The organism is Stenotrophomonas sp. STEN046 (genome assembly GCF_056759755.1).
In genome coordinates this window covers 130821-154040 of sequence record NZ_JBRRDR010000002.1, presented here as the reverse complement: position 1 = coordinate 154040, position 23220 = coordinate 130821, and the positions used below count along the sequence as shown (strand labels likewise).

Sequence of the window (23220 nt, the reverse complement as noted above, 5' to 3'; positions counted from 1 at the left end):
GATGTCCATACCGGTGCGAACTGAATAGGGCATCTAAACCGCAGCAAACCCGAATCAGGTTATTCCGTCCTGCAGCAAGGCCTTTTCATGCGGTAGGGCTACAATTTCATTTTCCCAACTGAGCAAGCGCCTCGCTCTGCCATGAAACCGCAAAAAACCGCAGCCAAGACCGTGAAAAACAAGACCAAACCAGCTGAGTCGGAGGTCGCAGTGACCGCTGGTTTCTCCCTGGAGCCGGTGTACACGGCCTTGCGCAAGCGTTACCCCGCGGCCGCACAGGCCGAGGCAGTGGCATTCGCAGCCGATTTCTACAAGCGCATGGAGGCGGACGAGTTCCCCCACCACAGCGCTGAGGAGTGGGCGGCACTGGCCGCCGAGACGCTGGAATTCGCCCGTGCCCGCAAGGCCGGCAAGGCCAATGTGCGCGTATTCAATCCGACGGCAAAGGCCAATGGTTGGGAATCGCCACACACCGTGCTGCAGATCATCAACGATGACATGCCGTTCCTGGTCGACACGGTGACCATGTCGCTGGCCGAACACGGCGTGGGCGTGCATGTGCTGGGCCACCCGGTGCTGCATTTCAGCCGCGACAAGGCCGGCAAGCTGACCAAGGTCGGCGAGGGCCAGCTGGAATCGGTGATGCTGCTGGAGATCGACCGCCAGCCGGCCGAGGCGATGGCCGCCATCGAGCAGGCCATCAACAAGGCGCTCGATGAAGTGCGTGCGATCGTGCGCGACTGGCAGCCGATGCAGGACAAGGCGCTGGCACTGGCCGACGACCTTGGCAGCCGTCAGCTGCCGGTCGACGAGGCTTCGCGCAAGGAAGCGCAGGAATTCCTGCGCTGGGCCGCCGACAACCACTTCACCTTCTTCGGCTACCGCGAGTACCGCGTCGAGAAGCAGGGCAAGGAAGACGTGCTGGCGCCGCTGAACGACACCGGCCTGGGCCTGATGCGCGGCAAGGACAAGTCTGCCGCACGTCCGGTCAAGACCCTGGCCGCGCAGGGCCTGAACACCACGTCCGGGCTGAAGGACGCGCTGATCCTGACCAAGACCAATGCCCGTTCGCGCGTGCACCGCGCCGGTTACATGGACTACATCGGCGTGCTGGAATTCGACGCCAAGGGCAAGATCATCGGCGAGCAGCGCTTCCTTGGCCTGTTCACCTCCAGTGCCTACAACCGCCGCCCGTGGGAAATTCCGCTGGTGCGCCAGCGCTACGAACACGTAATGAAGCAGTCCGGCCTGGCCGGCTCGAGCCACAGCGGCAAGGCGCTGCGCCATATCCTGGAAACCCTGCCGCGCGAGGAGTTGTTCCAGTCCAGCGAGGACGAGCTGTTCCGCACCGCAATGGGCGTGCTGGGCCTGCAGGAGCGCGTGCGCAGCCGCCTGTTCCTGCGCCGTGACAAGTACAGCCGTTTCATCTCCGCGCTGGTCTACCTGCCGCGCGAGCGTTTCAACACCGACGTGCGCCTGCGCATCGAAGCGATGCTCAAGGAAGCGCTGCACGGTGAGTACGTGGACAGCTCGGTGGTGCTGGGCGAATCGCCGCTGGCCCAGGTGCACCTGATCGTGCGCCCCAAACCGGGCGAAATGCTCGACGTCGACACCGCCGAACTGGAGCAGAAGCTGGCCCAGGTGCTGCGCAACTGGCAGGACGATCTGCGCGAAGCGCTGGTCACCCGCCACGGCGAAGCCGAAGGCCTGCGCATCGCTGCGCGTATCGGCAAGGCGCTGCCGGCCGGTTACATCGAAGACAACAGCACCGCTGTTGCCGCCAACGATGTCAGCCAGCTCGACGCCCTGACCGGCCCGGACGACCTGCGCCTGAGCCTGCAGGCGGTGCCGCGTGAATCCGGTGATGGCCTGCGCCTGAAGCTGTATCGCCAGCTGGATGACATCCCGCTGTCGGACGCGCTGCCGATGATGGAAAACATGGGCCTGCGCGTGATCGCCGAGCGTCCGTACCGCCTGTCGGTGGACAACGCGCCGGTGTACGTGCAGGACTTCGAGGTCGAATCGACCGCCGGTGCGATCGATGCGGCCAGCGTCGATGAAGCCTTCGGCGAGACCTTCGCCCGCGTCTGGCACGGCGATGCCGAGAACGATGCCTTCAACCGCCTGGTGCTGGCTGCCGGCCTGCACTGGCGCCAGGTCGCCATGCTGCGTGGCTACTGCAAGTACCTGCTGCAGACCGGCGTGCCGTTCTCGCAGGCGTACGTGGAAGGCACCTTCACCCGTTACCCGTTGCTGGCACGCCTGCTGGTGGAGCTGTTCGAAGCCCGCTTCGATCCGGCCACCGGCCACGAAAGCAAGGACGACATCGCCGCCGGCCAGGCCCAGCTGAAGGCACACCTGGATGTGCTTGCAGCCGGCGACGAAGCCACCCTGAAGGTGCTCAAGACCGTGGTCGATGCCCGCAAGGGTGACCGCGATGCGCAGATGCAGGCCGCGCGCGATGCGCTGCTGAAGCTGATGGACCGCGTGTCGAGCCTGGACGAGGACCGCATCCTGCGCTCGTTCATGGGCGTGATCGATGCGACCCTGCGCACCAGCTACTACCAGACCGATGCCAATGGCCAGCACGGCCATGTCATCAGCTTCAAGTTCGATTCGGCGCTGGTGCCGGACCTGCCCAAGCCGCGTCCGTACCGCGAAATCTTCGTGTACGGCCCGCGCGTGGAAGGTACCCACCTGCGCTTTGGTGCGGTGGCCCGTGGTGGCCTGCGCTGGTCGGATCGTCGCGAAGACTTCCGCACCGAGGTGCTGGGCCTGGTCAAGGCGCAGATGGTCAAGAACACCGTCATCGTGCCGGTTGGCGCGAAGGGCGGCTTCTTCGCCAAGATGCCGCCGGTGAATGGCGACCGCGATGCGATCTTCGCCAACGGCGTGGCCTGCTACAAGCTGTTCATCCAGGGCCTGCTGGACATCACCGACAACATCGTCAACAACAAGATCGTGCCGCCGGTGGACGTGGTCCGTCATGACATGGACGATCCGTACCTGGTGGTGGCCGCCGACAAGGGCACCGCGACCTTCTCCGACATCGCCAACGGCCTGGCCATCGCGCACGGCTTCTGGATGGGCGATGCCTTCGCCTCCGGTGGTTCGGTCGGTTACGACCACAAGGGCATGGGCATCACCGCACGCGGTGCGTGGGAGTCGGTCAAGCGCCACTTCCGTGCGCTGGGCCGTGACAGCCAGAGCCAGGACTTCACTGCGGTCGGCGTCGGCGACATGTCCGGCGATGTGTTCGGCAACGGCATGCTGCTGTCGCGCCACATCCGTCTGCTGGCCGCGTTCGATCACCGCCACATCTTCCTGGACCCGAATCCGGATGCAGCCACGACGTTCGTCGAGCGTGAGCGCCTGTTCACCGTGCCGCGTTCGAGCTGGGCGGACTACGATGCCAAGCTGATCAGCAAGGGCGGCGGTGTGTACCCGCGCAGCCTGAAGTCGATCGAGATCACCCCGCAGGTGCGTGAAGTGCTGGGCCTGGACGAGAGCGTCAAGGCGCTGTCGCCGAACGATCTGATGAGCGCGATCCTGAAGTCGCCGGTCGACCTGCTGTGGAACGGCGGCATCGGTACCTACGTCAAGGCGGCCAGCGAGCAGCACAGCGACGTGGGCGACCGTGCCAACAACGCACTGCGCGTGAACGGTGGCGAGCTGCGCTGCAAGGTGGTGGGCGAGGGCGGCAACCTGGGCATGACCCAGCTTGGCCGCATCGAAGCTGCCCAGGCCGGCGTGCTGCTCAACACCGACTTCATCGACAACTCGGCCGGTGTGGACACCTCCGACCATGAAGTCAACATCAAGATCCTGCTCAACGATGTGGTGCGGGCCAAGAAGCTGACCGTTGAACAGCGCAACAAGCTGCTGGCGTCGATGACCGACGAAGTGGCCGCGCTGGTGCTCAACGACAACTACCGCCAGAACCAGGCGCTGAGCCTGATGGAGCGGATGGCGGTCAAGCGCCTGGGTTCCAAGCAGCACTTCATCCGCACCCTGGAACAGCAGGGCCTGCTCGATCGCCAGATCGAGTTCCTGCCGTCCGATGCCGAGCTGTCCCAGCGCAAGGCGCGCGGCCAGGGCCTGACCCGTCCGGAACTGTCGGTGCTGCTGTCCTATTCCAAGCTGGTGGCGTTTGCCCAGCTGCTGGATTCGGACATTCCGGAAGATCCGTACCTGTCCAAGGAACTGCAGCGCTACTTCCCGACGCCGCTGCAGAAGAAGTACGCCGATGCGATGGAGCGTCACCGCCTGAAGCGCGAAATCATCGCCACGGCCGTGACCAACCAGACCATCAACCGCATGGGCGCCACCTTCCTGATGCGCATGCAGGAAGACACCGGCCGTTCCATCGCCGAGGTTGCCAAGGCCTACACCATCAGCCGCGAAACGCTGGATGCACGCGCGCTGTGGGCACAGATCGATGCCCTCGACGGCACGCTGCCGGAGTCGGTGCAGATCGATGCACTGGAAGTGATCTGGAAGCTGCAGCGTTCGTTCGTGCGCTGGCTGCTCTCGCGCCCGGGCCCGATGCCGGGCATCACCGAGGCGGTCAACCGTTACCAGGGTCCGTTCAACGACATCCGTGTCGCTTCGGGTGTGCTGCCCGATTCGCAGCGTCCGACCTACGAAGCCCTGGTGGCCGAGTGGAAGGAAAAGGGCCTGCCGTCGGCACTGGCGCAGCAGCTGGCCGAGCTGCACTTCCTGGAGCCGGCCTTCGACATCATTGAACTGGCCCGTACCCGCAAGCTGAAGCCGGTGGATGTGTCCAAGATCCACTTCCGCTTGGGCGACGCGCTGCAGCTGCCGTGGCTGTTCGAGCAGATCGACGCGCTGGAGGTCAATGGCCGTTGGCACGCGGTGGCACGTGGCGTGCTGCGCGACGAACTGGCTGCGCACCACCGCAGCCTGGCCGGCCAGGCGCTGGGCACCAAGGGCAGCACCGCTGAAGCCAAGGTGGCCGCGTGGATCGGTCGTGACGACAGCAGCCTGCGCTTCACCCTGGCGATGCTGGCCGAACTGGCCGAGCAGAAGACCCTGGACTACCCGACCGTCTCGGTCGCGGTGCAGCGCCTGGGCCAGCTGGCTGCGCATGGTGCGTAAGCGCATTCGCGCTGACGCCCCACGGTTTGCTCTGCAAACCGTGGGCCCCATGCCAACCATGCTCCCGGACCCCCGCGCCGTTGGCGCGCCCCCCTGACTCAGGGGGGCTCCTGATCTGCAGTAGTTGGAGGAACGGCCCCGCGAAAGCGGGGCCGTTCTGTTTCTGCCTTTGGCCTTTTGCGACCGCCTGACTCGACGCCGGCTGTGAACCTGCAAGGTGGATGACCGGCATATCCGCCGGGACCGTGAGCGCCATGGATGGCGCGATCGAGCCCCCAGGGACGGGTTTACGGCGTGTCCCGGCTGATATGCGGGTGATCCGCCCGGCGCGGTCCAACCCCCGGCGCTCGGTTATGCTCTTCACCAGTTCCCCCCGGATCCACCGATGAGCGACACCCCCCGCATCGCTTTCCTGGCCAGCACCACCGAGCCGGCGCAGATGGCCCGTGCCGCCATGGTTTCGCGCTATGGCGACCATGCGCCGGACAAGGCCGACGTGCTGTGCCCGCTGGGTGGCGATGGTTTCATGCTGCAGACCCTGCACCGGCATGGCCATCTGGGCAAGCCGGTGTTCGGCATGAAGCTGGGTACGGTCGGCTTCCTGATGAACCAGTACCGTGGCGACGATGACGTGCACGCGCGCATCGCCCGCGCCGAGCCGGCCCATCTGCGCCCCCTGGAAATGCTGGCACTGACCGAGTCGGGCACCAGCACCGGCTCGCTGGCCTACAACGACGTGTCATTGCTGCGCCAGACCCGGCAGGCGGCACATATCGGCATCGACCTCAACGGCCAGGAGCGGGTGGCCGAGCTGATCGGCGATGGCGTACTGGTGGCCACGCCGGCCGGCAGCACCGCCTACAACTATTCCGCACACGGGCCGGTGCTGCCACTGGGCTCGCATACCATCGCGCTGACGCCGCTGGCCCCGTACCGCCCCCGGCGTTGGCGGGGTGCCATCCTCAAGGCCGACACCGAAGTGCGCTTCCGCGTGCTTGATCCCTACAAGCGTCCGGTCAGCGTTACCGCCGATTCGCACGAGACCCGCGACGTGGTGGAGGTGACCATCCGCGAGTCGCGCGAGCACCGGGTGACCCTGCTGTTCGACCCCGAGCACAACCTCGAAGACCGGATCATGAGCGAACAGTTCGTTTTTTGAGGACAATACGCTGCCGGCCCCCGCCGACCGCTTGAAGGACCCCACCGATGGGCGACAATTCCCCCCGTTTGCTGACCGTTGCGGTGACCTCGCGGGCGCTGTTCGATCTTGAAGAGAGCCACGCCCTGTTTGAAAGCGATGGCGTGGCCGCCTATGCCGAGTACCAGCGCCAGCACGAGGACGACATCCTCGGGCCGGGCGTGGCTTTCCCGGTGGTGCGCAAGCTGCTGGCCCTGAACCAGGGCGCCAGCCCCGAGAATCCGCGCGTGGAAGTGATCCTGCTGTCGCGCAACTCGGCCGATACCGGCCTGCGCATCTTCAATTCGATCCAGCACTACGGCCTGGGCATCATCCGCGCTACCTTCACCGCCGGCGAACCCACCTGGCCCTACGTGAAGCCGTTCGGCACCGACCTGTTCCTGTCGGCCAACCCGGAGTCGGTGCGCAGCGCGCTGCGCCATGGCATCGCTGCGGCCACCATCCTGCCCAAGCCGCCGGGCGAAACCGCTGCCGCCGCTGCGGACCAGATCGATATCACGCGCCCGGCCGGGCAGCTGCGCATCGCCTTCGATGGCGACGCGGTGATCTTCGGTGACGAGAGTGAGCGCATTTCGCGCGAGCAGGGCGTGGAAGCCTTCGGTCGCCATGAGCGGGAACGTGCGCGCGAACCGCTGAGCGGCGGCCCGTTCCGCGGCTTCCTGTCCGCACTGCATACGCTGCAGGAAGTATTCCCGGCCGGCGACAGCGCGCCGATCCGCACCGCACTGGTGACGGCGCGTTCGGCACCCGCACATGAGCGGGTGATCCGCACCCTGCGCGAGTGGGGCGTGCGCCTGGACGAGGCACTGTTCCTCGGCGGCCGCCACAAGGGCCCGTTCCTGCAGGCGTTCGGTGCCGACATCTTCTTCGATGATTCACAGCACAACATCGACAGTGCCCGCGAACACGTGGCTGCCGGCCATGTGCCGCACGGGGTCGCCAACGAAGACTGAGGTCATGACCGGTGGGTGCCAACCGTTGGTTGGCACTGCCCGATGGTGTGGTAGATGCCAACCTTGGTTGGCATGGCGGCGCCCACCAAGGTGGGCGGCTACCGGTTACGGGGTGGCTGACAAACCCAGCTGCAGATCAACCACTTTCCAGCGCAGGCCCTGTGGTTCCAGTACCACCTTCAACGGCGGTTGGCCCGGGCCGCGATCGACGTCGATCACGAAACGGTCCAGCCCCTCGAAATGGTGCTCGGCATGCTTCAGCGGCTGCGCCGGTTCGGTTGCACCGAAGGCATCGCCGCCCTGCAGTTCATTGCGGCCGCGCTTCCACAGCACGTGCCCCTGCAACATCGCGCCGATCCCGGTCGGGGTGACCATCGTTTCAACGGCGGCGCCGCCCAGCTGGTCGCCCAGGCCATACAGCAGTGCGCCGAACGGGCTGCTCGCGATGTCCGGCCCCGCCTGGCGCACCAGGTAATCATTGAGCTGCGCGCGGACGCTGCCGCGCACGCGCGGGAAGTCCACATAGCGTTCCAGCCACGAGGTGTCGCGTTGCTCGATGGCCTTGGACAGGCCATGCACGGTCAGGTACGGACCGCTGAACCACCAGGCCGCAATGACCAGCATGAGCGCGACGAGGATGCCGATGAGTTTCTTCATGGCGCCCAGACTGCCGCAAGTGCGGCCGCGCGGGGTGAACGCCGGGTGATGCCCTTGCGCATCAGAATTCCAGGTCCAGCGCGGCGCACAGGTAATCGACGAACGGCCCGAGTGCCGCCAGGTCCTTTGCGAGCGTGGACAGCAGGCGTGGACCGGTCATGGTGGCATCGTCCAGCGAACGCCACATCACCCAGTTGCGGTGCTTGAGGTCGTCGATGAATTCGAAATCGGCGGGGAAGCCACGCGGCGGGCGCACCAGCTTCTCGGTCTCCTCGAAGTCAAAGCGCTTGCGCAGCGCCGGAGCGTGCGCGGCGGCCTTCCAGCTGCCGGGGTTGTCCAGGATGAAGTGGCGGACGCGGCGCTGGGTATCCGGTTCGGGATGCCACAGCCCGGCGCCGACGAAGCTTTCACCTGGCTGCAGGTGCACGTAGAACGAGGGCGCTGCCACTTCGCGGCGTCGCTCATGGAACAGCCGCGCACCCTGCCAGGTCTTGTAGGGTGATTTGTCGTTGGAGAAGCGTGCGTCACGGTGGATCCGGAACAGCGAGCCGCCGACGCCGCGGGTATCTGCGCGGAAATGCCCGCTCACCTCGGTCAGTGCCGGCTGCAGGTCGCCCAGCAGGCGCAGGAACGGCTGCCGCACGTGGTCCTCGTACTGCTGGCGGTGATCGTTGAACCAGGCCTTTTCGTTGTGCAGTGCCAGGCTGCGCAGGAACTTGAAACTGGCGTCGGAAAAATACGTGCTCACAGGTCTTCCTGCAGGTGCTGGCCCCAGTCACGCAACGATTGCAGCAGGGCGGCGCGACGGGCGTCGTCGGGCGCCTCGGCGGCCAGTGCATCCAGCTGCTGCTGGTACTGGGACAGGTTGAGTTCGCCCAGGCCTTGCTCGCCGAACAGGCGCTGGCGACGGTAATCGTTCCAGCGCTGGCGGTCTTCAGGCATGAGGCTGTCTGGATGGTTGCGGGCGCGGTAGCGGAACAACAGTTCAGGCAGGCGCGGATCGCGGAAGCGGCCTTCCAGTTCCGCCAGCTGGTCGGCAGGCGTGGTCCGCGCCAATGCCAGCAACGGCTTGTCACCGGCACCGAGGAAGCCGTCGTACAGCGAGGCGTCCACATCGGAAACGCCTTGTGGCCGCGGCTGGTTGTAGACTTGGCGTGCCTTCTCGGCCAACTGCGGCGCAAACCCGCGCAGCCGCTCGACCTTGCCCTCGATGCCCACCACGTCCAGGCCAAGGCGCGCGTGGTCATCGGCACGCAGGTGATTCCAGGCGATCAATGCCGGCACCTTGTTCAGATGCACTTCCTTCAGGGGCACCCGTGCTGCACCCTCGGGGAGCTCGCTCGCACGCAGGTACAGGCGTTGTGCGATCACCTCGGCAGGCAGTTCCAGCAGATCGTCGATGTCACCGTCGAGGTCGAACACGATCACCCGGTTGTTGATGGTCGGGTGCATTGCCAGCGGCAGCACGGGCGCCGCGCACAGGCGGCTGGCCGGATAGCGCATTGAAATGTGCAGCACCGGCTTCAACGCGGCGATATCCAGCAGGCTGGCGACGAAGCGCTTGTCGCGCAGTTTCAGCGCGTAGTCCCACAGGCGTGGCTGCGACTGCTTGAACAGGCGCGCCATGCCGATCGTCGCCCGCACGTCGGACAGTGCTTCGTGGGCATCACCCTCGCGCACATCGTTGGCCTGAGCGAGGTGCTCCAGCTTGAACGAGGTAGCGCCGTCTTCGCGCTTGGGCCACTGGATGCCGTCGGGCCGGATGGCGTGCATCAGCCGCAGCATGTCCAGCAGATCCCAGCGCGAATTGCCGTTGCGCCATTCCCGCTCATAGGGGTCGTGGAAATTGCGGAACAGGCCGTAGCGGATGAACTCGTCGTCGAAACGAAGGGTGTTGTAGCCCAGTGCGCAGGTGCCGGGGCGCGAGAACTGTTCATTGATGCGGTCGAAGGCTTCGGCCTCGCTGATGCCCTCGGCCAGCGCCTGTTGCGGCGTGATGCCGGTGACCATCGTCGCCATCGGCGAGGGCAGCAGGTCATCGGCCGGGCGCACGAAAAAGCTGACCGGCGCATCGATCTCATTGAGGTCGCTGTCGGTGCGGATGCCGGCGTACTGCGCGATGCGGGTGCGGCGCGGGTCCTGGCCGAAGGTTTCCAGGTCGTAGAACAGGAAGCTGTCGGCCATCAGTGTGCACCCTCCAGCACCGGCAGGCGCGCGTGGATCTGCGCTTCCAGTGCATCCCAGTCGATGTTGTCCAGCGTCTGGTGGCCGACGGTGGCAGCAACCAGCATGTCGCGCTGGATGTCGGTGCGGCGCAGCGCTTCGGCGTACGGCGTGTGCAGGAAGGTGACCATCGTGTAATGCGGCACGAAGCGCGTCGGCCAGCGCCGCTGGAGCTCCTGTTCCAGTTCGCGCTGCAGCAGGAAGGCGGGTTCGGCGACGCGGTCGCGCATCTCCAGATAATTTTCCAGCGCCATCTGCTGGATGGCGCGTGCATTCGGCTTGCGTTCGGCCTCGAACGCGGCGAAAGCATCTTCCAGTTGATCGGCCTCCAGCAGATGGCGGGCGAGGGCAACGCAGTCCTCGAAGGCGCAGTTCATGCCCTGCCCATGGAACGGCACCATCGCGTGCGCGGCGTCTCCGATCAGCACCGCGCGGCCCTGCTGGTGCCAGCGTTGCAGGGTGAGGGTGCCGAGCAGCCCGGGTGGATGCTGGTCCCAGTCCGCGCGCAGGTTCGGAATCAGCGGCAGGGTGTCAGCGAATTCGCGCGCGAACAGCGCTTCGGCCTGTTCGCCACTGTTGACCGTGGTAAAGCTGGGGTCACCATGGTTGGGCAGGAACAGGGTCACCGTGAACGTGCCCTCGTGGTTGGGCAGCGCGATGCACATGTAGTGGCCGCGTGGCCAGATGTGCAGTGCATTGCGCTCGATGCGGAAACCGCCGCCTTCGCTGGGCGGAATCTCCAGCTCCTTGTACGAATGGTCGAGGAAGGCAATGTCTTCTCCCAACGGATCGCGGCGGTTCATCGCAGCGCGCAACGCCGAACCGGCGCCATCGGCACCGATAAGCGTGTCGAAGCGGATGTCGTGCGGGCTGTCGTCGCGGTCGTCGATGAAGCGGGCGTAGCCGGCGTCGAAGTCCACGGTGTGCAGGCGACGATGGAAATGCACGGTGGCGCCGGCCTGCTCGGCCAGTTCCAGCAGCGTGGTATTCAGGTCGCTGCGGTGAATCGACCAGATCACTTCGCTGTCGTCACGACCGTAGCGCTGCAGCTGTGGCTCGCCTTCGCGCGGGTGCACCATGCGGCCGCGCATCATCACCGCGCGCGCCATCACTTCCTCTTCCACCCCGGCCTGGCGCAGCGCGTTGCGCCCGCGTTCGGCCAGCGCAAGGTTGATCGAGCGGCCGCTCTCGTAGTCGGCAATGCGCGGGTCGCCGCGGCGTTCGTACAGGGTGATGCGCCAGCCCTGCCGCGACAGCAGGATGGCCAGCAGGGATCCGGCCAGGCCGGCACCGATGATGCTCAGTGAGCGGGATGCATGTGCGATCAACGAACTGTCCAGCAGTAGGAGAGGGGGCGCTTACAGGCCAGCCCAGGCTTCCACTTCCTCGACGAAATGGTGCACGTCCAGGTAGCGGTTGTAGAGCGGGGTGGGCGAGATGCGGATCACATCCGGCTCGCGCCAGTCACCCAGCACGCCGATTGCGCGCAGGTGTTCGAACAAGGCGCGGCCGCGCTCACGGCCGCCGATCACCCGCAGCGACAACTGGCAGCCGCGACGTTCCGGCTCGGCCGGGGTGACGATGTCCAGCACCTGCGGCAGGCGTGCGCGGACCAGCCCGTCGAGCATGCCGGTAAGGGCCAGCGACTTGCTGCGCAGCGATTCCATGCCGGCGCGCTCGAACAGATCCAGCGATGCGCGCAGCGGCGCCAGGCCGAGAATCGGCGGATTGCTCAGCTGCCAGCCCTCTGCGCCGACGGCCGGCTGGAACTGTGGCGCCATCTGGAAGCGGGTGGCTTCGTCGTGGCCCCACCAGCCGGCAAACCGCGGCAGCGTGGTGTCGCGATGGTGGCGCTCGTGCACGAACGCACCGGCAACGGCACCGGGGCCGCTGTTGAGATACTTGTAGTGGCACCACACGGCGAAGTCCGGGGCAACGTCATGCAGGTGCAGCGGCAGGTTGCCGACCGAATGGGCAAGATCGAAACCGATGCGCGCGCCCTGCAGGCGTGCGGCACGGGTGATCGCGTCAAGATCGAACGCTTGCCCGCTGCGGTATTGCACCCCGGGCCACAGCACCAGCGCCAGGCGTGGGCCGTGCTCGCTGATGGCGCGTTCGATGGCGGCCATCGAAATCGTGCCCTGGGCTTCATCCGGCTGCACTTCCACCAGGCAGTCGGCCGGGTCGAAACCATGGAAGCGGATCTGCGCCTCCACCGCATGGCGGTCGGTCGGGAATGCGCCGGCCTCCATCAGGATCACCGGACGTTCTGCGGTGGGCCGGTAGAAGCTGACCATCATCAGGTGCAGGTTCACGCTCAGCGTGTTCATCGCCACCACTTCGCTGGGCAGCGCGCCGACCACGCGGGCCAGCTGCGCGCTGACCAGGCGGTGATAGGACAGCCACTGGGTCGGCCCGGTGAAGTGGCCTTCCACTGCCAGTTCACCCCACTGCTTCATCACTTCCTGCACCGCCGCCTGTGCGCCGCGCGGTTGCAGGCCCAGCGAGTTGCCCACGAAGTAGGTCTGCTCCCCAGCACCGTGGCGCGGAATCAGGAATTCGTTACGCAGCGGGCGCAGCGGATCGGCGGCGTCCAGGGCAATGGCGTGGGTGCGGCTGAGCAGGTCGGACATGGTCGGGCAACAGGCTGCAACGGGGCTGCCAGTGTAGCGCCTGGGGCCTGCCGCGGCGTCTGCGAACCCAGCGCCAGCGCCGCATGATCCGGTAGTCGTCAACCTTGGTTGGCGCACGTGCGACCAGGCGCCCACCAAGGTGGGCATCTACCGTTCGATCGTTCAGCCCGCCACGGGCGTGGGCAGCGGGTCCACGTGACCGCATTCGCTGCAGGTGCGCAGCGCGATGCTCGCCTGGTACCGCGCGAATACCTTCGGCAGGTCGGTCTCGATGTTCTGCAGTGCGAAGAACTCTTCATGCAGCTTGTGGTTGCAGCGTTCGCAATGCCAGATCACGCCATCCAGCTCGTGCGGCAGGCGCTTGCGTTCAACCACCAGGCCGATGCCGCCGGGCGGGCGCCGCGGCGAGTGCGGCACCTTTGCAGGCAGCAGGAAAATCTCGCCGGCGCGGATCGGAATGTCGCGTACCGCGCCGTCCTCCTGCACCTTCAGCACCATCTCGCCTTCAAGCTGGTAGAACCACTCCGGGCCTTCGTCGTAGTGGTAATCGGTGCGCGAATTCGGCCCTCCGACCACCATTACGATGAAATCGCCGTTGTCGATCATCTTGTTGCCCACCGGCGGCTTCAACAGGTGGCGGTGTTCTTCGATCCAGGCGTGCAGGTTGATCGGGGAGGCGAGCATGGTCGGGTTCCGTGGGGATCAGTCGCGCTTGCCCTTGCGCGGGACGTAGGACAGGGCCTTCTCGTAAGCCGGCTGCAGTTCTTCCAGGGCGCCGACGTCGATGCCCATCTCGCGCACGCGGCCGTCCTTCAGGCTGTAGACCCAGCCGTGCACCATCAGCTTCTGGCCGCGTGCCCAGGCGTCCTGCACGATGGTCGAGCGGCACAGGTTGGCCACCTGCTCGATGACGTTCAGTTCGCACAGGCGCGCGTGCTTGAGCTCATCGGTCTCGATCGCCTCGATGATCGCGCTGTGCTTCTGCATCACGTCGCCGACGTGGCGCAGCCAGTTGTCGGCCAGGCCTACGCGGGTATTGTGCAGGCAGGCATGCACGCCGCCGCAGCCGTAGTGGCCCACGATCAGGATGTGCTTGACCTTCAGCTGGTCCACCGCGTACTGCACCACGCTCAGGCAGTTCAGGTCGGTGTGGGCCACCACGTTGGCCACATTGCGGTGCACGAATACTTCGCCCGGGGCCATGCCGATGATCTGGTTGGCCGGCACGCGCGAATCGGAACAACCGATCCACAGATATTCCGGATGCTGCTGCTTGGCCAGCTGGTGGAAGAACTCGGGGTCTTCCTTCTCGATGCGGTCGGCCCAGTCGCGGTTGTTCTGCAGCAGCTTGTGGATGTCTTTCATTTCGGTTGTCCCTGACGTCGGGTGGGGAGCAAGGCGTGGCCGGACCGGCCACGTCGTCGCGGGAAACGGTGCGCTCAGCCGCCGGTGGCGACCTCGTCGCGGTGCCAGCGCATCCACTGCGCCAGCTCGGTGGAAGGCTGCGCGTCCAGCCGCTCCAACTCGGCGATCACCGCCTGCTGGTTGGCCTCGGGGTGGTTCTGGCTCAGCTTCAACGCCAGCTGCACGTGCTCGACGATGAAGCAGAAGCCGACGATGCCGCGCAGCTGGCGGCGGTGGTCGTCGCGCTGCGGCTCGAACTGCCAGGCCTGGCCGACGCTGGCTTCGAAATGGTTACCGATGTCGCTGACCAGCTGGGCCAGTTCATCTGTATCGTCGAAGCGCTGGAGCTGGCCGCGCAGTTCGGCGGCGGCATAGTTCCAGGTGGGCACGCGTGCCGCCGGTTCCTTGTCGGGGTACCAGCTGGCCGATACGTAGGCATGCGGGCCGTCCACCAGCACCTTGGCTGCACCGTTGTGGCGCGCCTGCGGGTTGGCGCGGGCCCAGTGCCCCCGCAGCTCGATGCGGTCGCCATCGCGCCGGTACAGCACCGGCAGCCGCGTCAGTTCGGGCAGGCCATCGCTACCGGCAGTCAGCACGGTGACGAACGGATCACGCGCCAGCAGTCGGTCCAGCCACAGCAGGTCGGTTTCGGCGAAAGCGCGAGGGGTGAACATCCGGTGGCCTCAGGCGCGGCTGCCGAGTGACTGCACCATGCGACCGTGCAGGCCTTCGTCGCTGCCGGCCTGCGGCGGTTGCACTTCGTGCAGCGAGAAGCCGCGCACCAGCGCATCTTCTTCATCCAGGCCGTCGTATTCGACGAATTCAGCGTCGAACAACTGCGAGCGCGCCGTGTCTTCACTGTCGTAGCTCAGCGTGTTGCCATCGCTGTCGAGTACTTCGGCGGTGCCGGCCGCGCGGATGCGCAGGCGCGCCCAGATCAGGGTGTTGCCGAGGCTGGCCAGCCACCAGCTGTCGCGGGCGTCGGAAGAATCGTTCATGTGTGTCTTACCAGAGCGAGGCCAGCCAGAGCAGGGCAGCCATGCCCAGTCCGGCCAGCAGGGTCAGCAGCGATACCCATGCCGGTGTCGCCAGCCCCGACAGCGAGCGGTCCGGTTGCTGCCGATAGTCACGGCGCAGCAACCAGGCCAGGGCGTCGGGCTTGAGGAAGGCGCCGCTGCCGAAGCGCTGCGCGAGCGCCGGGTGGCGGTCACGCACGTGCACCAGGGTCAGCGGCCAGAAGATCACGAAGGCACTGAAACCGGCCACTGCCACGCCGACGAAACACAGGGCGAAGAACAGGGTCATGGCAGCGGTGCCTCCGTGGTCGTGTGGGCTTAGAAGTCCGCGCTGCCCGGGGCGCGCGGGTAGGGGATCGAGTCGCGGATGTTGGACAGGCCGCAGACATAGACCACCAGGCGCTCGAAGCCCAGGCCGAAGCCGGCGTGCGGCACCGAGCCGTAGCGGCGGAAATCGCGGTACCAGCTGTAGTGCTCGCGATCCAGGCCGAACTGCGCCATGCGTGCATCCAGCACGTCCAGGCGCTCTTCGCGCTGGCTGCCGCCGATGATCTCGCCAATGCCCGGGGCCAGCACGTCCATCGCCGCGACGGTCTTGCCGTCGTCGTTCAGGCGCATGTAGAAGGCCTTGATGTGCTCGGGGTAGTTGGTCACCACCACCGGGCGACCGACGTGTTCCTCGGTCAGCCAGCGCTCGTGCTCGGTCTGCAGGTCCAGGCCCCATTCCACCGGGAAGTCGAACTTCTTGCCGGACTTCTGCAGCAGGGTGACCGCATCGGTGTAATCGATGCGCTCGAACGGCGCGTTGATGAAGTCTTCCAGCTTGGTGATCGCGTTCTTGTCCACGCGCTCGGCGATGAAGGCCAGGTCGTCGCCGCGCTCGTTGAGCACTGCGCGGAACAGGTACTTCAGGAACTCTTCGGCCAGGCGGGCGTCTTCGGCCAGGTCGGCGAAGGCGATTTCCGGCTCGATCATCCAGAACTCCGCCAGATGGCGGGTGGTGTGGCTGTTCTCGGCGCGGAAGGTCGGGCCGAAGGTGTAGACCTTGCTCAGCGCCAGGCAGTAGGCCTCGACGTTCAGCTGGCCGGACACGGTCAGGAAGGTTTCCTTGCCGAAGAAGTCGCGGCTGAAGTCGATCCCGCCCTGGGCGTCACGCGGCAGGTTCACCATGTCCAGGGTGGACACGCGGAACATCTGGCCGGCGCCTTCGGCATCGGAGGTGGTGATGATCGGGGTGCTGATCCAGTTGAAGCCGTTCTCGTGGAAGAAACGGTGCACGGCCTGGGACAGGCAGTTGCGGATGCGGGTGACCGCGCCGAACAGGTTGGTGCGCGGGCGCAGGTGCGCCACTTCACGCAGGAACTCCGGCGTCATCGGCTTGGGCTGGATCGGGTAGGTGAGCGGGTCTTCGACCCAGCCGACCACCTCGACCGCGCTGGCCTGGATCTCGAACGACTGGCCCTTGCCCTGCGACTTCACCAGGGTGCCGGTGGCCACCAGCGAGCAGCCGGTGGTCAGGCGCTTGACCTCGTCGAAGTTGGCAAGGCTGTCGCCGGCCACGACCTGGATCGGGGCGAAGCACGAACCGTCGGTCACATTCACGAAAGCCAGATTCGCTGAACCGCGCACCGTGCGCACCCATCCGCGTACCGTGACTTCGCCGCCTTCCGGGATCTTCCCGGCAAGCGCATGTTCAACGCTGACCACCGTCATGACTTGAATCCTCTGCTGATCGACTCGATCTGTGAACACGGGAGTTTACCGGTTGCAGCGTTCTGCTTGCGAGGCATTTTTCGCGGCCGCCGGCTCCTTATAATGTCCCCGTACCTCTGGAGTGAATCCCCATGGCTGTCAGCCTGACCCCCGTTGCCTTCGAGCGCGTGCAGCGCTTTGTCGCCCAGACCCCCGGCGCGCTGGGCCTGCGTTTCGGCGTGACCAAGACCGGCTGCTCCGGCTGGGGGCATATCACCGACCTGGCCCGTGACGAGCGCGAGGGCGACACCGTGTTCGACCAGGACGGGGTCAAGATCTTCGTCGACGCCAAGAGCCTGGCCCTGGTGGATGGCACCGTGATCGACTTCGGCAAGCACGGCTTGAGCGAGACCTTCACGTTCACAAACCCGAACGCGACCGCTGAGTGCGGCTGCGGCGAGAGCTTCACCACCGACGCCGACAAGGCCTGAGGGCCGGCTTCCGCGTCCGCCGGGCATGGCCCGGCGCTACCGGGGCGAGGGATCCATGGATGGAACGACCGGTTTTCACCTATTACCCGAACGCCTACGCACTGTCCTTCGAGGACATTGCGGGGGTCTGCGACTGCTGTGGCGAGCCGCGGACACTGCGCTACCGGGGGCCGTTCTACACCCGCCTGTGCCCGGATTACCTGTGCCCCTGGTGTATCGCCGATGGCAGGGCAGCGGCCAGTTATGAGGGGGAATTCACCGGCTGGAGCGATATCGAGGGGGTATCCCCGGATCCGGCCGATCCGCCGCCGACCATCGCCCGCGAGCTGCTGCTGGAGATCTGCGAGCGCACCCCGGGCTACTCGTCCTGGCAGCAATCGGTCTGGCTGAGCCATTGTGAGCGGCCTTGTGCCTTCCTCGGCTTCGCCGGCAGCGAAGATCTGCTGCCCATCCTCGATCAGGTCCGGCCCGATGTGGCGGCAGTCAATCCACGCGACGCCGACTGGGTGCTGGCGCACCTGGGTCGGGACGGGATGATGGTCGGTTGCCTGTTCCAGTGCCTGGAATGCGGCCAGCATCGCCTGCATGTGGATCTGGGGTAGCCCGGGCCGGCTTCCGCGTCCGCCGGGCATGGCCCAGCGTTGCCAGGTTCAGCTCGCTCTGCGGCTCGCCGGTTGCCCGGCAGCCCCATCTACGCCATAATGCGCGGCTTCCTGCCTCCCTGGCAGGAGCCCTTGCCCCACCGCGGTATCAACGGCGGGGGGCTGTCCGGCCCGAACGGGCCACATCCGAAAGGTAGAAAAAACATGAGTCGTCATTACGAAATCGTGTTCATGGTCCACCCGGACCAGAGCGAGCAGGTCCCGGCCATGATCGAGCGCTACAAGTCGCTGGTCGAGAACGGCAACGGCACCATCCACCGTCTGGAAGACTGGGGCCGCCGCCAGCTGGCGTACCCGATCCAGAACCTGGTGAAGGCGCACTACGTGCTGCTGAACATCGAAGCCGACCAGGCCGTGCTGACCGAGCTGACCGAAAGCTTCCGCTTCAACGACGCCGTGCTGCGCAACCTGGTCATCAAGCGTGACGAGGCTGACACCGAGCAGTCGCTGATCATGAAGAGCAAGGACGAGAAGGGCGACAAGCCCGAGCGTGGTGAGCGTCGTCGTCGTGATGACGAAGAAGGCGAAACCACCCCCGCCGCCGCTGACAACGATGCCGGCGACGACGCCGCTTCGGCCGCTTAAGGAGCACTGACATGTCCAAGTTCTTCCGTCGCCGCAAGTTCTGCAAGTTCACCGCCGAAGGTGTCAAGGAGATCGATTACAAGGATCTCAACACCCTGCGCCAGTACCTGACCGAGAACGGCAAGATCGTGCCGAGCCGCGTCACCGGTACCAAGTCGAAGTACCAGCGTCAGCTGGCGACCGCCGTCAAGCGCGCTCGCTTCCTGGCCCTGATTCCGTACACCGACAACCACGACATCTGATGCCGGCGGGGCGGCCACGTGCCGCCCCCCTGTGCCAGCTATTCGGACAGCCATCGCTGCGGGGCCATCGCCTCGCTAACGAATAATTCATCTGGAGCAATACCATGCAGCTGATTCTTCTGCAGAAAGTCACCAACCTCGGCAACCTGGGCGACCTGGTCGACGTGAAGCCGGGCTACGGCCGTAACTTCCTCGTGCCGCAGGGCAAGGCCGTGCCGGCCACCGAGAGCAACAAGGCCGAGTTCGAAGCCAAGCGCGCCGACTACGAAGCCAAGGCGCAGTCCATCCACGCCGACGCTGAAAGCCGCAAGGCCAAGCTGGAAGGCGCGAGCGTGACCGTCGCCGCCAACGCTTCGACCGAAGGCAAGCTGTACGGCTCGGTCGGCGCCCGCGAAATCGCCGATGCCTTCACCGCTGCCGGCCTGCCGCTGAGCAAGAGCGAAGTCATCCTGGGCGAAGGCGCCTTCCGCAACATTGGCGAGTACGAAGTCCTGGTGCACCTGCACGCGGACGTCGAGACCACCGTCAAGGTCGTGGTTGAAGCCGAAAAGGCCTGATCCCACGCCGCAAGGCCTGGTATCACCGGAACGGGCGCCCGCAAGGGTGCCCGTTTTGTTTTGGGCGGACGCCCTGCAGGCGGTGTCGCGCGATGCGCGACCGCATCCCCGGGCGGGCAATGTTCCACGCCCATTCGTAGAACACGGCCACATCGGTATACTCAGGACGTCATGCCCGCTCCGAAGTCGCTGATTCCATTGGAATCAACCACTTGGCGGGTAAGCCGGCCCTCGCTGGCCCCAGTCCGGAAACCCTATGCGTCTTTCCACGATCAAGCTGTCCGGCTTCAAGTCGTTCGTCGATCCGACCACCCTGCACCTGCCGACCAACATGACCGGCGTGGTGGGGCCCAACGGCTGTGGCAAGTCGAACATCATCGATGCCGTGCGTTGGGTCATGGGTGAAAGCTCGGCCAGCCGTCTGCGTGGCGATTCGTTGACCGACGTGATCTTCTCCGGGTCAAACGCCCGCAAGCCCGTCTCGCAGGCCACCGTCGAGCTGATCTTCGACAATTCCGATCACACGATTTCCGGCGAATACGCCTCGTTCAACGAAATCTCGGTCAAGCGCACCGTCAGCCGCGACGGCAGCAGCAACTATTACCTCAACGGCACCAAGTGCCGTCGGCGCGACATCACCGACCTGTTCCTCGGCACCGGGCTGGGCCCGCGCAGCTACTCGATCATCGAGCAGGGCATGATCAGCCAGATCATCGAGGCGCGTCCGGAAGACCTGCGCGTGTACCTGGAAGAAGCCGCCGGCATCTCCAAGTACAAGGAGCGCCGCAAGGAAACCGAGACCCGCATCCGCCACACCCGCGAGAACCTGGACCGTCTGGGCGACCTGCGCGAGGAGATCACCAAGCAGCTCGAGCACCTCAAGCGCCAGGCGCGCCAGGCCGAGCAGTACCAGGCGCTGCAGGAAGAGCGCCGGGTCAAGGATGCCGAGTGGAAGGCATTGGAATACCGCGGCCTCGATGGCCGTCTGTCCAAACTGCGCGAAGGCCTGTCGCAGGAAGAAACCCGCCTGCAGCAGCTGATCGCCGACCAGCGCGATGCCGAGGCCCGTATTGAAACCTCGCGCGTGCGCCGCGAAGAATCGGCCGATGCGCTGAACGCCGCGCAGGCCGAGGTCTACCAGGTGGGCAGCACACTGGCCCGCCTGGAACAGCAGATCCAGCACCAGCGTGAATTGTCGCAGCGCCTGCACAAGGCGCGTGATGAAACCCGGCAGGCACTGGCCGAGCTTGGCCAGCACATCAGCGGCGACGAAGCCAAGCTGATGGTGCTGCGTGAAGCGGTCGATGCGGCCACGCCGCAGCTGGAAGAACTGCAGGAAGAAGACGAGATCAAGCAGGAGGGCCTGCGCGAGGCCGAGACCCGGCTGTCCGATTGGCAGCAGCGGTGGGAACAGCACACCTCGCAGAGCTCGGAAGCCTCGCGTGCCGGTGAAGTCGAGCGTACCCGCGTGGACTACCTGGACAAGCAGATCCTGGATGCCGATCGCCGCCGCGAAGCGCTGGCCGCCGAGCGCGCAGGGCTGGATGTGGATGCATTGGATGAGGCGTTCGAGCAGCTGTACCTGCAGCACGAAACCCAGAAGACCGCGTTGGATGAACTGACCGGCCAGGTCGATGAGCGCAAGCACGGCGTTGTCGCCGTGCAGGAGCAGCAGCGCAGCAGCCAGAACGAGCTTGCCGAACTGCGCAAGCAGGTCAACGGCCTGCGCGGGCGGCTGTCTTCGCTGGAAACCCTGCAGCAGGCCGCACTGGGCCAGGAGCAGGGTGCGGCCGTGGCATGGCTGAAATCGCATGGGCTGGATTCGGCCGCCCGCGTCGGCGAGCGCCTCGATGTCGACGCTGGCTGGGAAAACGCCGTGGAAAGCGCGCTCGGCCAGTTGATCGAAGGTGTGCTGGTCGACGACCCGGCCAGCCTGGTCGATGCATTGGGTGAACTGGGCGATGGCCGCATCGCACTGGTGGCCAACGATGGCGCGGACCTGAAGGTCGCAGCGACGTCGCTGGCTGCACGTGTGCGTGGCCCTGCGCCGGTCCGCCGCCTGCTTGCGCGCCTGCACGGTGCGCGTGATCTGGCTGAAGCCAGGGCGCTGCAGGCCAGCCTGCCCGAAGGCGATTCGATCATCACCCAGGGGGGGGAGCGTCTGGGCGAGGGCTGGGTGCGCGTGTCGCGCTCCGGCGCCGCCAAGCAGGGCGCGCTGCTGCGCGAACGCGAAATCAACGAACTGCGCGAACAGATCGAGCAGCTGCAGTCGCGCGAAGCGGAGCTGGAAGAACAGCTGGCCGATTTCCGTGAGCAGCTGCTGGCCGCCGAACAGCAGCGCGAGGATGCGCAGCGGTCGCTGTACCTGGCCCACCGCGCGGTGTCCGAACTGGCCGGCCAACTGCAGGGGCAGCAGGGCAAGGTCGAAGCGGCGCGTACGCGCATCGACCGCATCGAGGGTGAGCTCGGCCAGCTGCTGGAGACCCTGGAGATCAACCGTGAGCAGGCGCGTGAAGCCCGTTCGCGGCTGGAGAATGCGGTCAACAGCATGGGCGACCTGGAGTCGAACCGGCAGGGGCTGGAAGGCGAGCGCCGGCAGTTGACCGAGGCGCGCGACCTGGCCCGTGATGCCGCCCGCGCGGTGCGTGAGCGTTCGCATTCGCTTGCCCTGACCCTGGAATCACAGCGCGCCCAGGTGGCGTCGTTGAGCCAGGCGCTGGAGCGCATGAGCACCCAGCGTGGCCAGCTGGATTCGCGCCTGGGCGAACTGCATCTGCAGCTGGATGAGGGCGACACACCGGTCGAATCGCTGCAGGCCGAGCACCAGAACGCATTGGAAGAGCGCGTGCGCGCTGATCGCGTGCTGACCGAGGCGCGTACGCTGCTGGACGGCATCGATGCTGAGCTGCGCAATTTCGAACAGACCCGGCACCAGCGCGACGAGCAGGCCCTGGCGCAGCGCGAGCGGATATCGCAGCGCAAGCTGGACCAGCAGGCGCTGGTGCTCAGCGCCGAGACCCTGCAGGGCGCGGTGGAGAAGGCCGGGTTCGTGCTGCAGGATGTCATCAACGCATTGCCCGACGAGGCGCGCCTTGGCGACTGGGAGCAGGCCGTGCACCAGATCGACGGCCGCATGCGCCGGCTGGAGCCAGTCAACCTGGCCGCGATCCATGAGTATGGCGAGGCGTCGCAGCGCTCGGAATACCTGGACGCGCAGCATGTGGACCTGACCACCGCGCTGGAAACCCTGGAAGATGCGATCCGCAAGATCGACCGCGAAACCCGTGGCCGTTTCAAGGACACCTTCGACCGCGTCAACGCCGGCGTACAGGCGCTGTATCCGCGCCTGTTCGGCGGTGGCCACGCTTACCTGGAACTGACCGGTGAAGACCTTCTCGATACCGGCGTGACCATCATGGCGCGCCCGCCGGGCAAGCGCGTGTCGAGCATCTCGCTGCTGTCCGGCGGCGAGAAGGCAATGACTGCCGTAGCCCTGGTGTTTGCCATCTTCCAGCTCAACCCCGCGCCGTTCTGCCTGCTGGACGAGGTGGACGCGCCGCTGGACGAAGCCAACGTCGGCCGTCTGGCCAACATGGTCAAGGAAATGAGCGAGAAGGTGCAGTTCCTGTTCGTCAGCCACAACAAGGCGACGATGGAGGCCGCACACCAGCTCTCGGGCGTGACCATGCGCGAGCCGGGCGTCAGCCGCCTGGTCAGCGTGGACCTGGAAGAAGCCGCGCGATTGGCGGGCGCGGCCTGACGTGCCATCCTAGTTACCTGAATGAACTA

20 protein-coding genes are annotated in these 23220 nt (G+C 66.0%); 9 read left to right on the top strand and 11 right to left on the bottom strand.

Annotation, left to right across the window (positions count from 1 at the left end; translation table 11 throughout):
* Nucleotides 1-141 precede the first annotated feature (141 nt).
* The 3 genes from ACVOLJ_RS02035 to ACVOLJ_RS02025 all read left to right on the top strand — a co-directional run bounded on the left by ACVOLJ_RS02035 (nt 142) and on the right by ACVOLJ_RS02025 (nt 7269).
* A complete protein-coding gene (locus ACVOLJ_RS02035) occupies nt 142-5118 on the top strand; it encodes an NAD-glutamate dehydrogenase (RefSeq protein ID WP_475280613.1) in 4977 nt (1658 codons plus the stop codon).
* A 385-nt stretch (nt 5119-5503) separates the two neighbouring features.
* On the top strand, nt 5504-6277 hold the full coding sequence (locus tag ACVOLJ_RS02030; protein WP_481563324.1) for an NAD kinase: 774 nt from the start codon (nt 5504-5506) through the stop codon (nt 6275-6277).
* A 47-nt stretch (nt 6278-6324) separates the two neighbouring features.
* Nucleotides 6325-7269 (top strand): 5'-nucleotidase, encoded by a 945-nt coding sequence (locus ACVOLJ_RS02025; RefSeq protein WP_481563323.1) that lies wholly within the window; start codon nt 6325-6327, stop codon nt 7267-7269.
* A 105-nt stretch (nt 7270-7374) separates the two neighbouring features.
* On the opposite strand, the gene ACVOLJ_RS02020 is transcribed toward ACVOLJ_RS02025, so the two are convergent.
* From ACVOLJ_RS02020 to asnS, 11 genes are all read right to left on the bottom strand, one after another.
* Nucleotides 7375-7926 (bottom strand): DUF2939 domain-containing protein, encoded by a 552-nt coding sequence (locus ACVOLJ_RS02020; protein ID WP_481563322.1) that lies wholly within the window; start codon nt 7924-7926, stop codon nt 7375-7377.
* 61 nt (nt 7927-7987) lie between these two features.
* Nucleotides 7988-8674, bottom strand: coding sequence for a DUF2461 domain-containing protein (locus ACVOLJ_RS02015; protein WP_475280610.1), 687 nt, complete (start codon nt 8672-8674; stop codon nt 7988-7990).
* On the bottom strand, nt 8671-10110 hold the full coding sequence (sbcB, locus tag ACVOLJ_RS02010; protein ID WP_481563321.1) for an exodeoxyribonuclease I: 1440 nt from the start codon (nt 10108-10110) through the stop codon (nt 8671-8673). Before sbcB ends, ACVOLJ_RS02015 begins: the two co-directional genes overlap by 4 nt.
* Entirely contained in the window at nt 10110-11477 is a 1368-nt protein-coding gene (locus tag ACVOLJ_RS02005) for an FAD-dependent oxidoreductase (RefSeq protein WP_481563320.1), read from the bottom strand. The genes sbcB and ACVOLJ_RS02005 overlap by 1 nt, the downstream gene beginning before the upstream one ends.
* Before the next feature lie 30 nt (nt 11478-11507).
* Entirely contained in the window at nt 11508-12782 is a 1275-nt protein-coding gene (kynU, locus tag ACVOLJ_RS02000; protein ID WP_475280607.1) for a kynureninase, read from the bottom strand.
* Between the two features lie 162 nt (nt 12783-12944).
* Entirely contained in the window at nt 12945-13466 is a 522-nt protein-coding gene (locus tag ACVOLJ_RS01995) for a 3-hydroxyanthranilate 3,4-dioxygenase (protein WP_475280606.1), read from the bottom strand.
* 18 nt (nt 13467-13484) lie between these two features.
* Nucleotides 13485-14147, bottom strand: a complete 663-nt coding sequence (gene can / locus ACVOLJ_RS01990; protein ID WP_475280605.1) for a carbonate dehydratase — start codon at nt 14145-14147, stop codon at nt 13485-13487.
* A 74-nt stretch (nt 14148-14221) separates the two neighbouring features.
* Nucleotides 14222-14860, bottom strand: coding sequence for an FMN-binding negative transcriptional regulator (locus ACVOLJ_RS01985; protein ID WP_475280604.1), 639 nt, complete (start codon nt 14858-14860; stop codon nt 14222-14224).
* A 9-nt stretch (nt 14861-14869) separates the two neighbouring features.
* Nucleotides 14870-15184, bottom strand: coding sequence for a hypothetical protein (locus ACVOLJ_RS01980; protein WP_475280603.1), 315 nt, complete (start codon nt 15182-15184; stop codon nt 14870-14872).
* Between the two features lie 7 nt (nt 15185-15191).
* On the bottom strand, nt 15192-15491 hold the full coding sequence (locus ACVOLJ_RS01975; protein WP_053515445.1) for a hypothetical protein: 300 nt from the start codon (nt 15489-15491) through the stop codon (nt 15192-15194).
* Nucleotides 15492-15520: 29 nt separating this feature from the next.
* Nucleotides 15521-16915 carry an asparagine--tRNA ligase gene (gene asnS / locus ACVOLJ_RS01970; RefSeq protein ID WP_475280602.1) on the bottom strand — a complete coding sequence of 465 codons (1395 nt, stop codon included), beginning with the start codon at nt 16913-16915 and terminating at the stop codon, nt 15521-15523.
* Nucleotides 16916-17046: 131 nt separating this feature from the next.
* Here asnS and ACVOLJ_RS01965 point away from each other — a divergent pair, with 131 nt between their 5' ends.
* From ACVOLJ_RS01965 to smc, 6 genes are all read left to right on the top strand, one after another.
* Nucleotides 17047-17385, top strand: a complete 339-nt coding sequence (locus ACVOLJ_RS01965) for a HesB/IscA family protein (protein WP_475280601.1) — start codon at nt 17047-17049, stop codon at nt 17383-17385.
* Between the two features lie 59 nt (nt 17386-17444).
* Complete coding sequence (locus ACVOLJ_RS01960) at nt 17445-17987, top strand: CbrC family protein (protein WP_481563319.1); 543 nt, start codon at nt 17445-17447, stop codon at nt 17985-17987.
* 204 nt (nt 17988-18191) lie between these two features.
* The gene (rpsF, locus tag ACVOLJ_RS01955; RefSeq protein ID WP_475280599.1) at nt 18192-18632 is read left to right on the top strand and encodes a 30S ribosomal protein S6; all 441 of its coding nucleotides are present in this window, start codon (nt 18192-18194) and stop codon (nt 18630-18632) included.
* Nucleotides 18633-18643: 11 nt separating this feature from the next.
* Nucleotides 18644-18874, top strand: coding sequence for a 30S ribosomal protein S18 (gene rpsR, locus ACVOLJ_RS01950; RefSeq protein WP_005926280.1), 231 nt, complete (start codon nt 18644-18646; stop codon nt 18872-18874).
* Between the two features lie 104 nt (nt 18875-18978).
* Complete coding sequence (gene rplI / locus ACVOLJ_RS01945; RefSeq protein ID WP_475280598.1) at nt 18979-19431, top strand: 50S ribosomal protein L9; 453 nt, start codon at nt 18979-18981, stop codon at nt 19429-19431.
* Nucleotides 19432-19687: 256 nt separating this feature from the next.
* Entirely contained in the window at nt 19688-23191 is a 3504-nt protein-coding gene (smc, locus tag ACVOLJ_RS01940; protein ID WP_481563318.1) for a chromosome segregation protein SMC, read from the top strand.
* The last annotated feature ends 29 nt before the right edge of the window (nt 23192-23220 follow it).

Coding starts and splice junctions, on each gene's coding strand:
- ACVOLJ_RS01975 (WP_053515445.1), bottom strand. CDS start 15,491: ATGACCCTGTTCTTCGCCCTGTGTTTCGTCGGCGTGGCAGTGGCCGGT.
- ACVOLJ_RS01985 (WP_475280604.1), bottom strand. CDS start 14,860: ATGTTCACCCCTCGCGCTTTCGCCGAAACCGACCTGCTGTGGCTGGAC.
- ACVOLJ_RS01960 (WP_481563319.1), top strand. CDS start 17,445: ATGGAACGACCGGTTTTCACCTATTACCCGAACGCCTACGCACTGTCC.
- can (WP_475280605.1), bottom strand. CDS start 14,147: ATGAAAGACATCCACAAGCTGCTGCAGAACAACCGCGACTGGGCCGAC.
- rpsR (WP_005926280.1), top strand. CDS start 18,644: ATGTCCAAGTTCTTCCGTCGCCGCAAGTTCTGCAAGTTCACCGCCGAA.
- ACVOLJ_RS02035 (WP_475280613.1), top strand. CDS start 142: ATGAAACCGCAAAAAACCGCAGCCAAGACCGTGAAAAACAAGACCAAA.
- rplI (WP_475280598.1), top strand. CDS start 18,979: ATGCAGCTGATTCTTCTGCAGAAAGTCACCAACCTCGGCAACCTGGGC.
- smc (WP_481563318.1), top strand. CDS start 19,688: ATGCGTCTTTCCACGATCAAGCTGTCCGGCTTCAAGTCGTTCGTCGAT.
- ACVOLJ_RS01980 (WP_475280603.1), bottom strand. CDS start 15,184: ATGAACGATTCTTCCGACGCCCGCGACAGCTGGTGGCTGGCCAGCCTC.
- ACVOLJ_RS02030 (WP_481563324.1), top strand. CDS start 5,504: ATGAGCGACACCCCCCGCATCGCTTTCCTGGCCAGCACCACCGAGCCG.
- rpsF (WP_475280599.1), top strand. CDS start 18,192: ATGAGTCGTCATTACGAAATCGTGTTCATGGTCCACCCGGACCAGAGC.
- ACVOLJ_RS02020 (WP_481563322.1), bottom strand. CDS start 7,926: ATGAAGAAACTCATCGGCATCCTCGTCGCGCTCATGCTGGTCATTGCG.
- ACVOLJ_RS02025 (WP_481563323.1), top strand. CDS start 6,325: ATGGGCGACAATTCCCCCCGTTTGCTGACCGTTGCGGTGACCTCGCGG.
- sbcB (WP_481563321.1), bottom strand. CDS start 10,110: ATGGCCGACAGCTTCCTGTTCTACGACCTGGAAACCTTCGGCCAGGAC.
- kynU (WP_475280607.1), bottom strand. CDS start 12,782: ATGTCCGACCTGCTCAGCCGCACCCACGCCATTGCCCTGGACGCCGCC.
- asnS (WP_475280602.1), bottom strand. CDS start 16,915: ATGACGGTGGTCAGCGTTGAACATGCGCTTGCCGGGAAGATCCCGGAA.
- ACVOLJ_RS01965 (WP_475280601.1), top strand. CDS start 17,047: ATGGCTGTCAGCCTGACCCCCGTTGCCTTCGAGCGCGTGCAGCGCTTT.
- ACVOLJ_RS01995 (WP_475280606.1), bottom strand. CDS start 13,466: ATGCTCGCCTCCCCGATCAACCTGCACGCCTGGATCGAAGAACACCGC.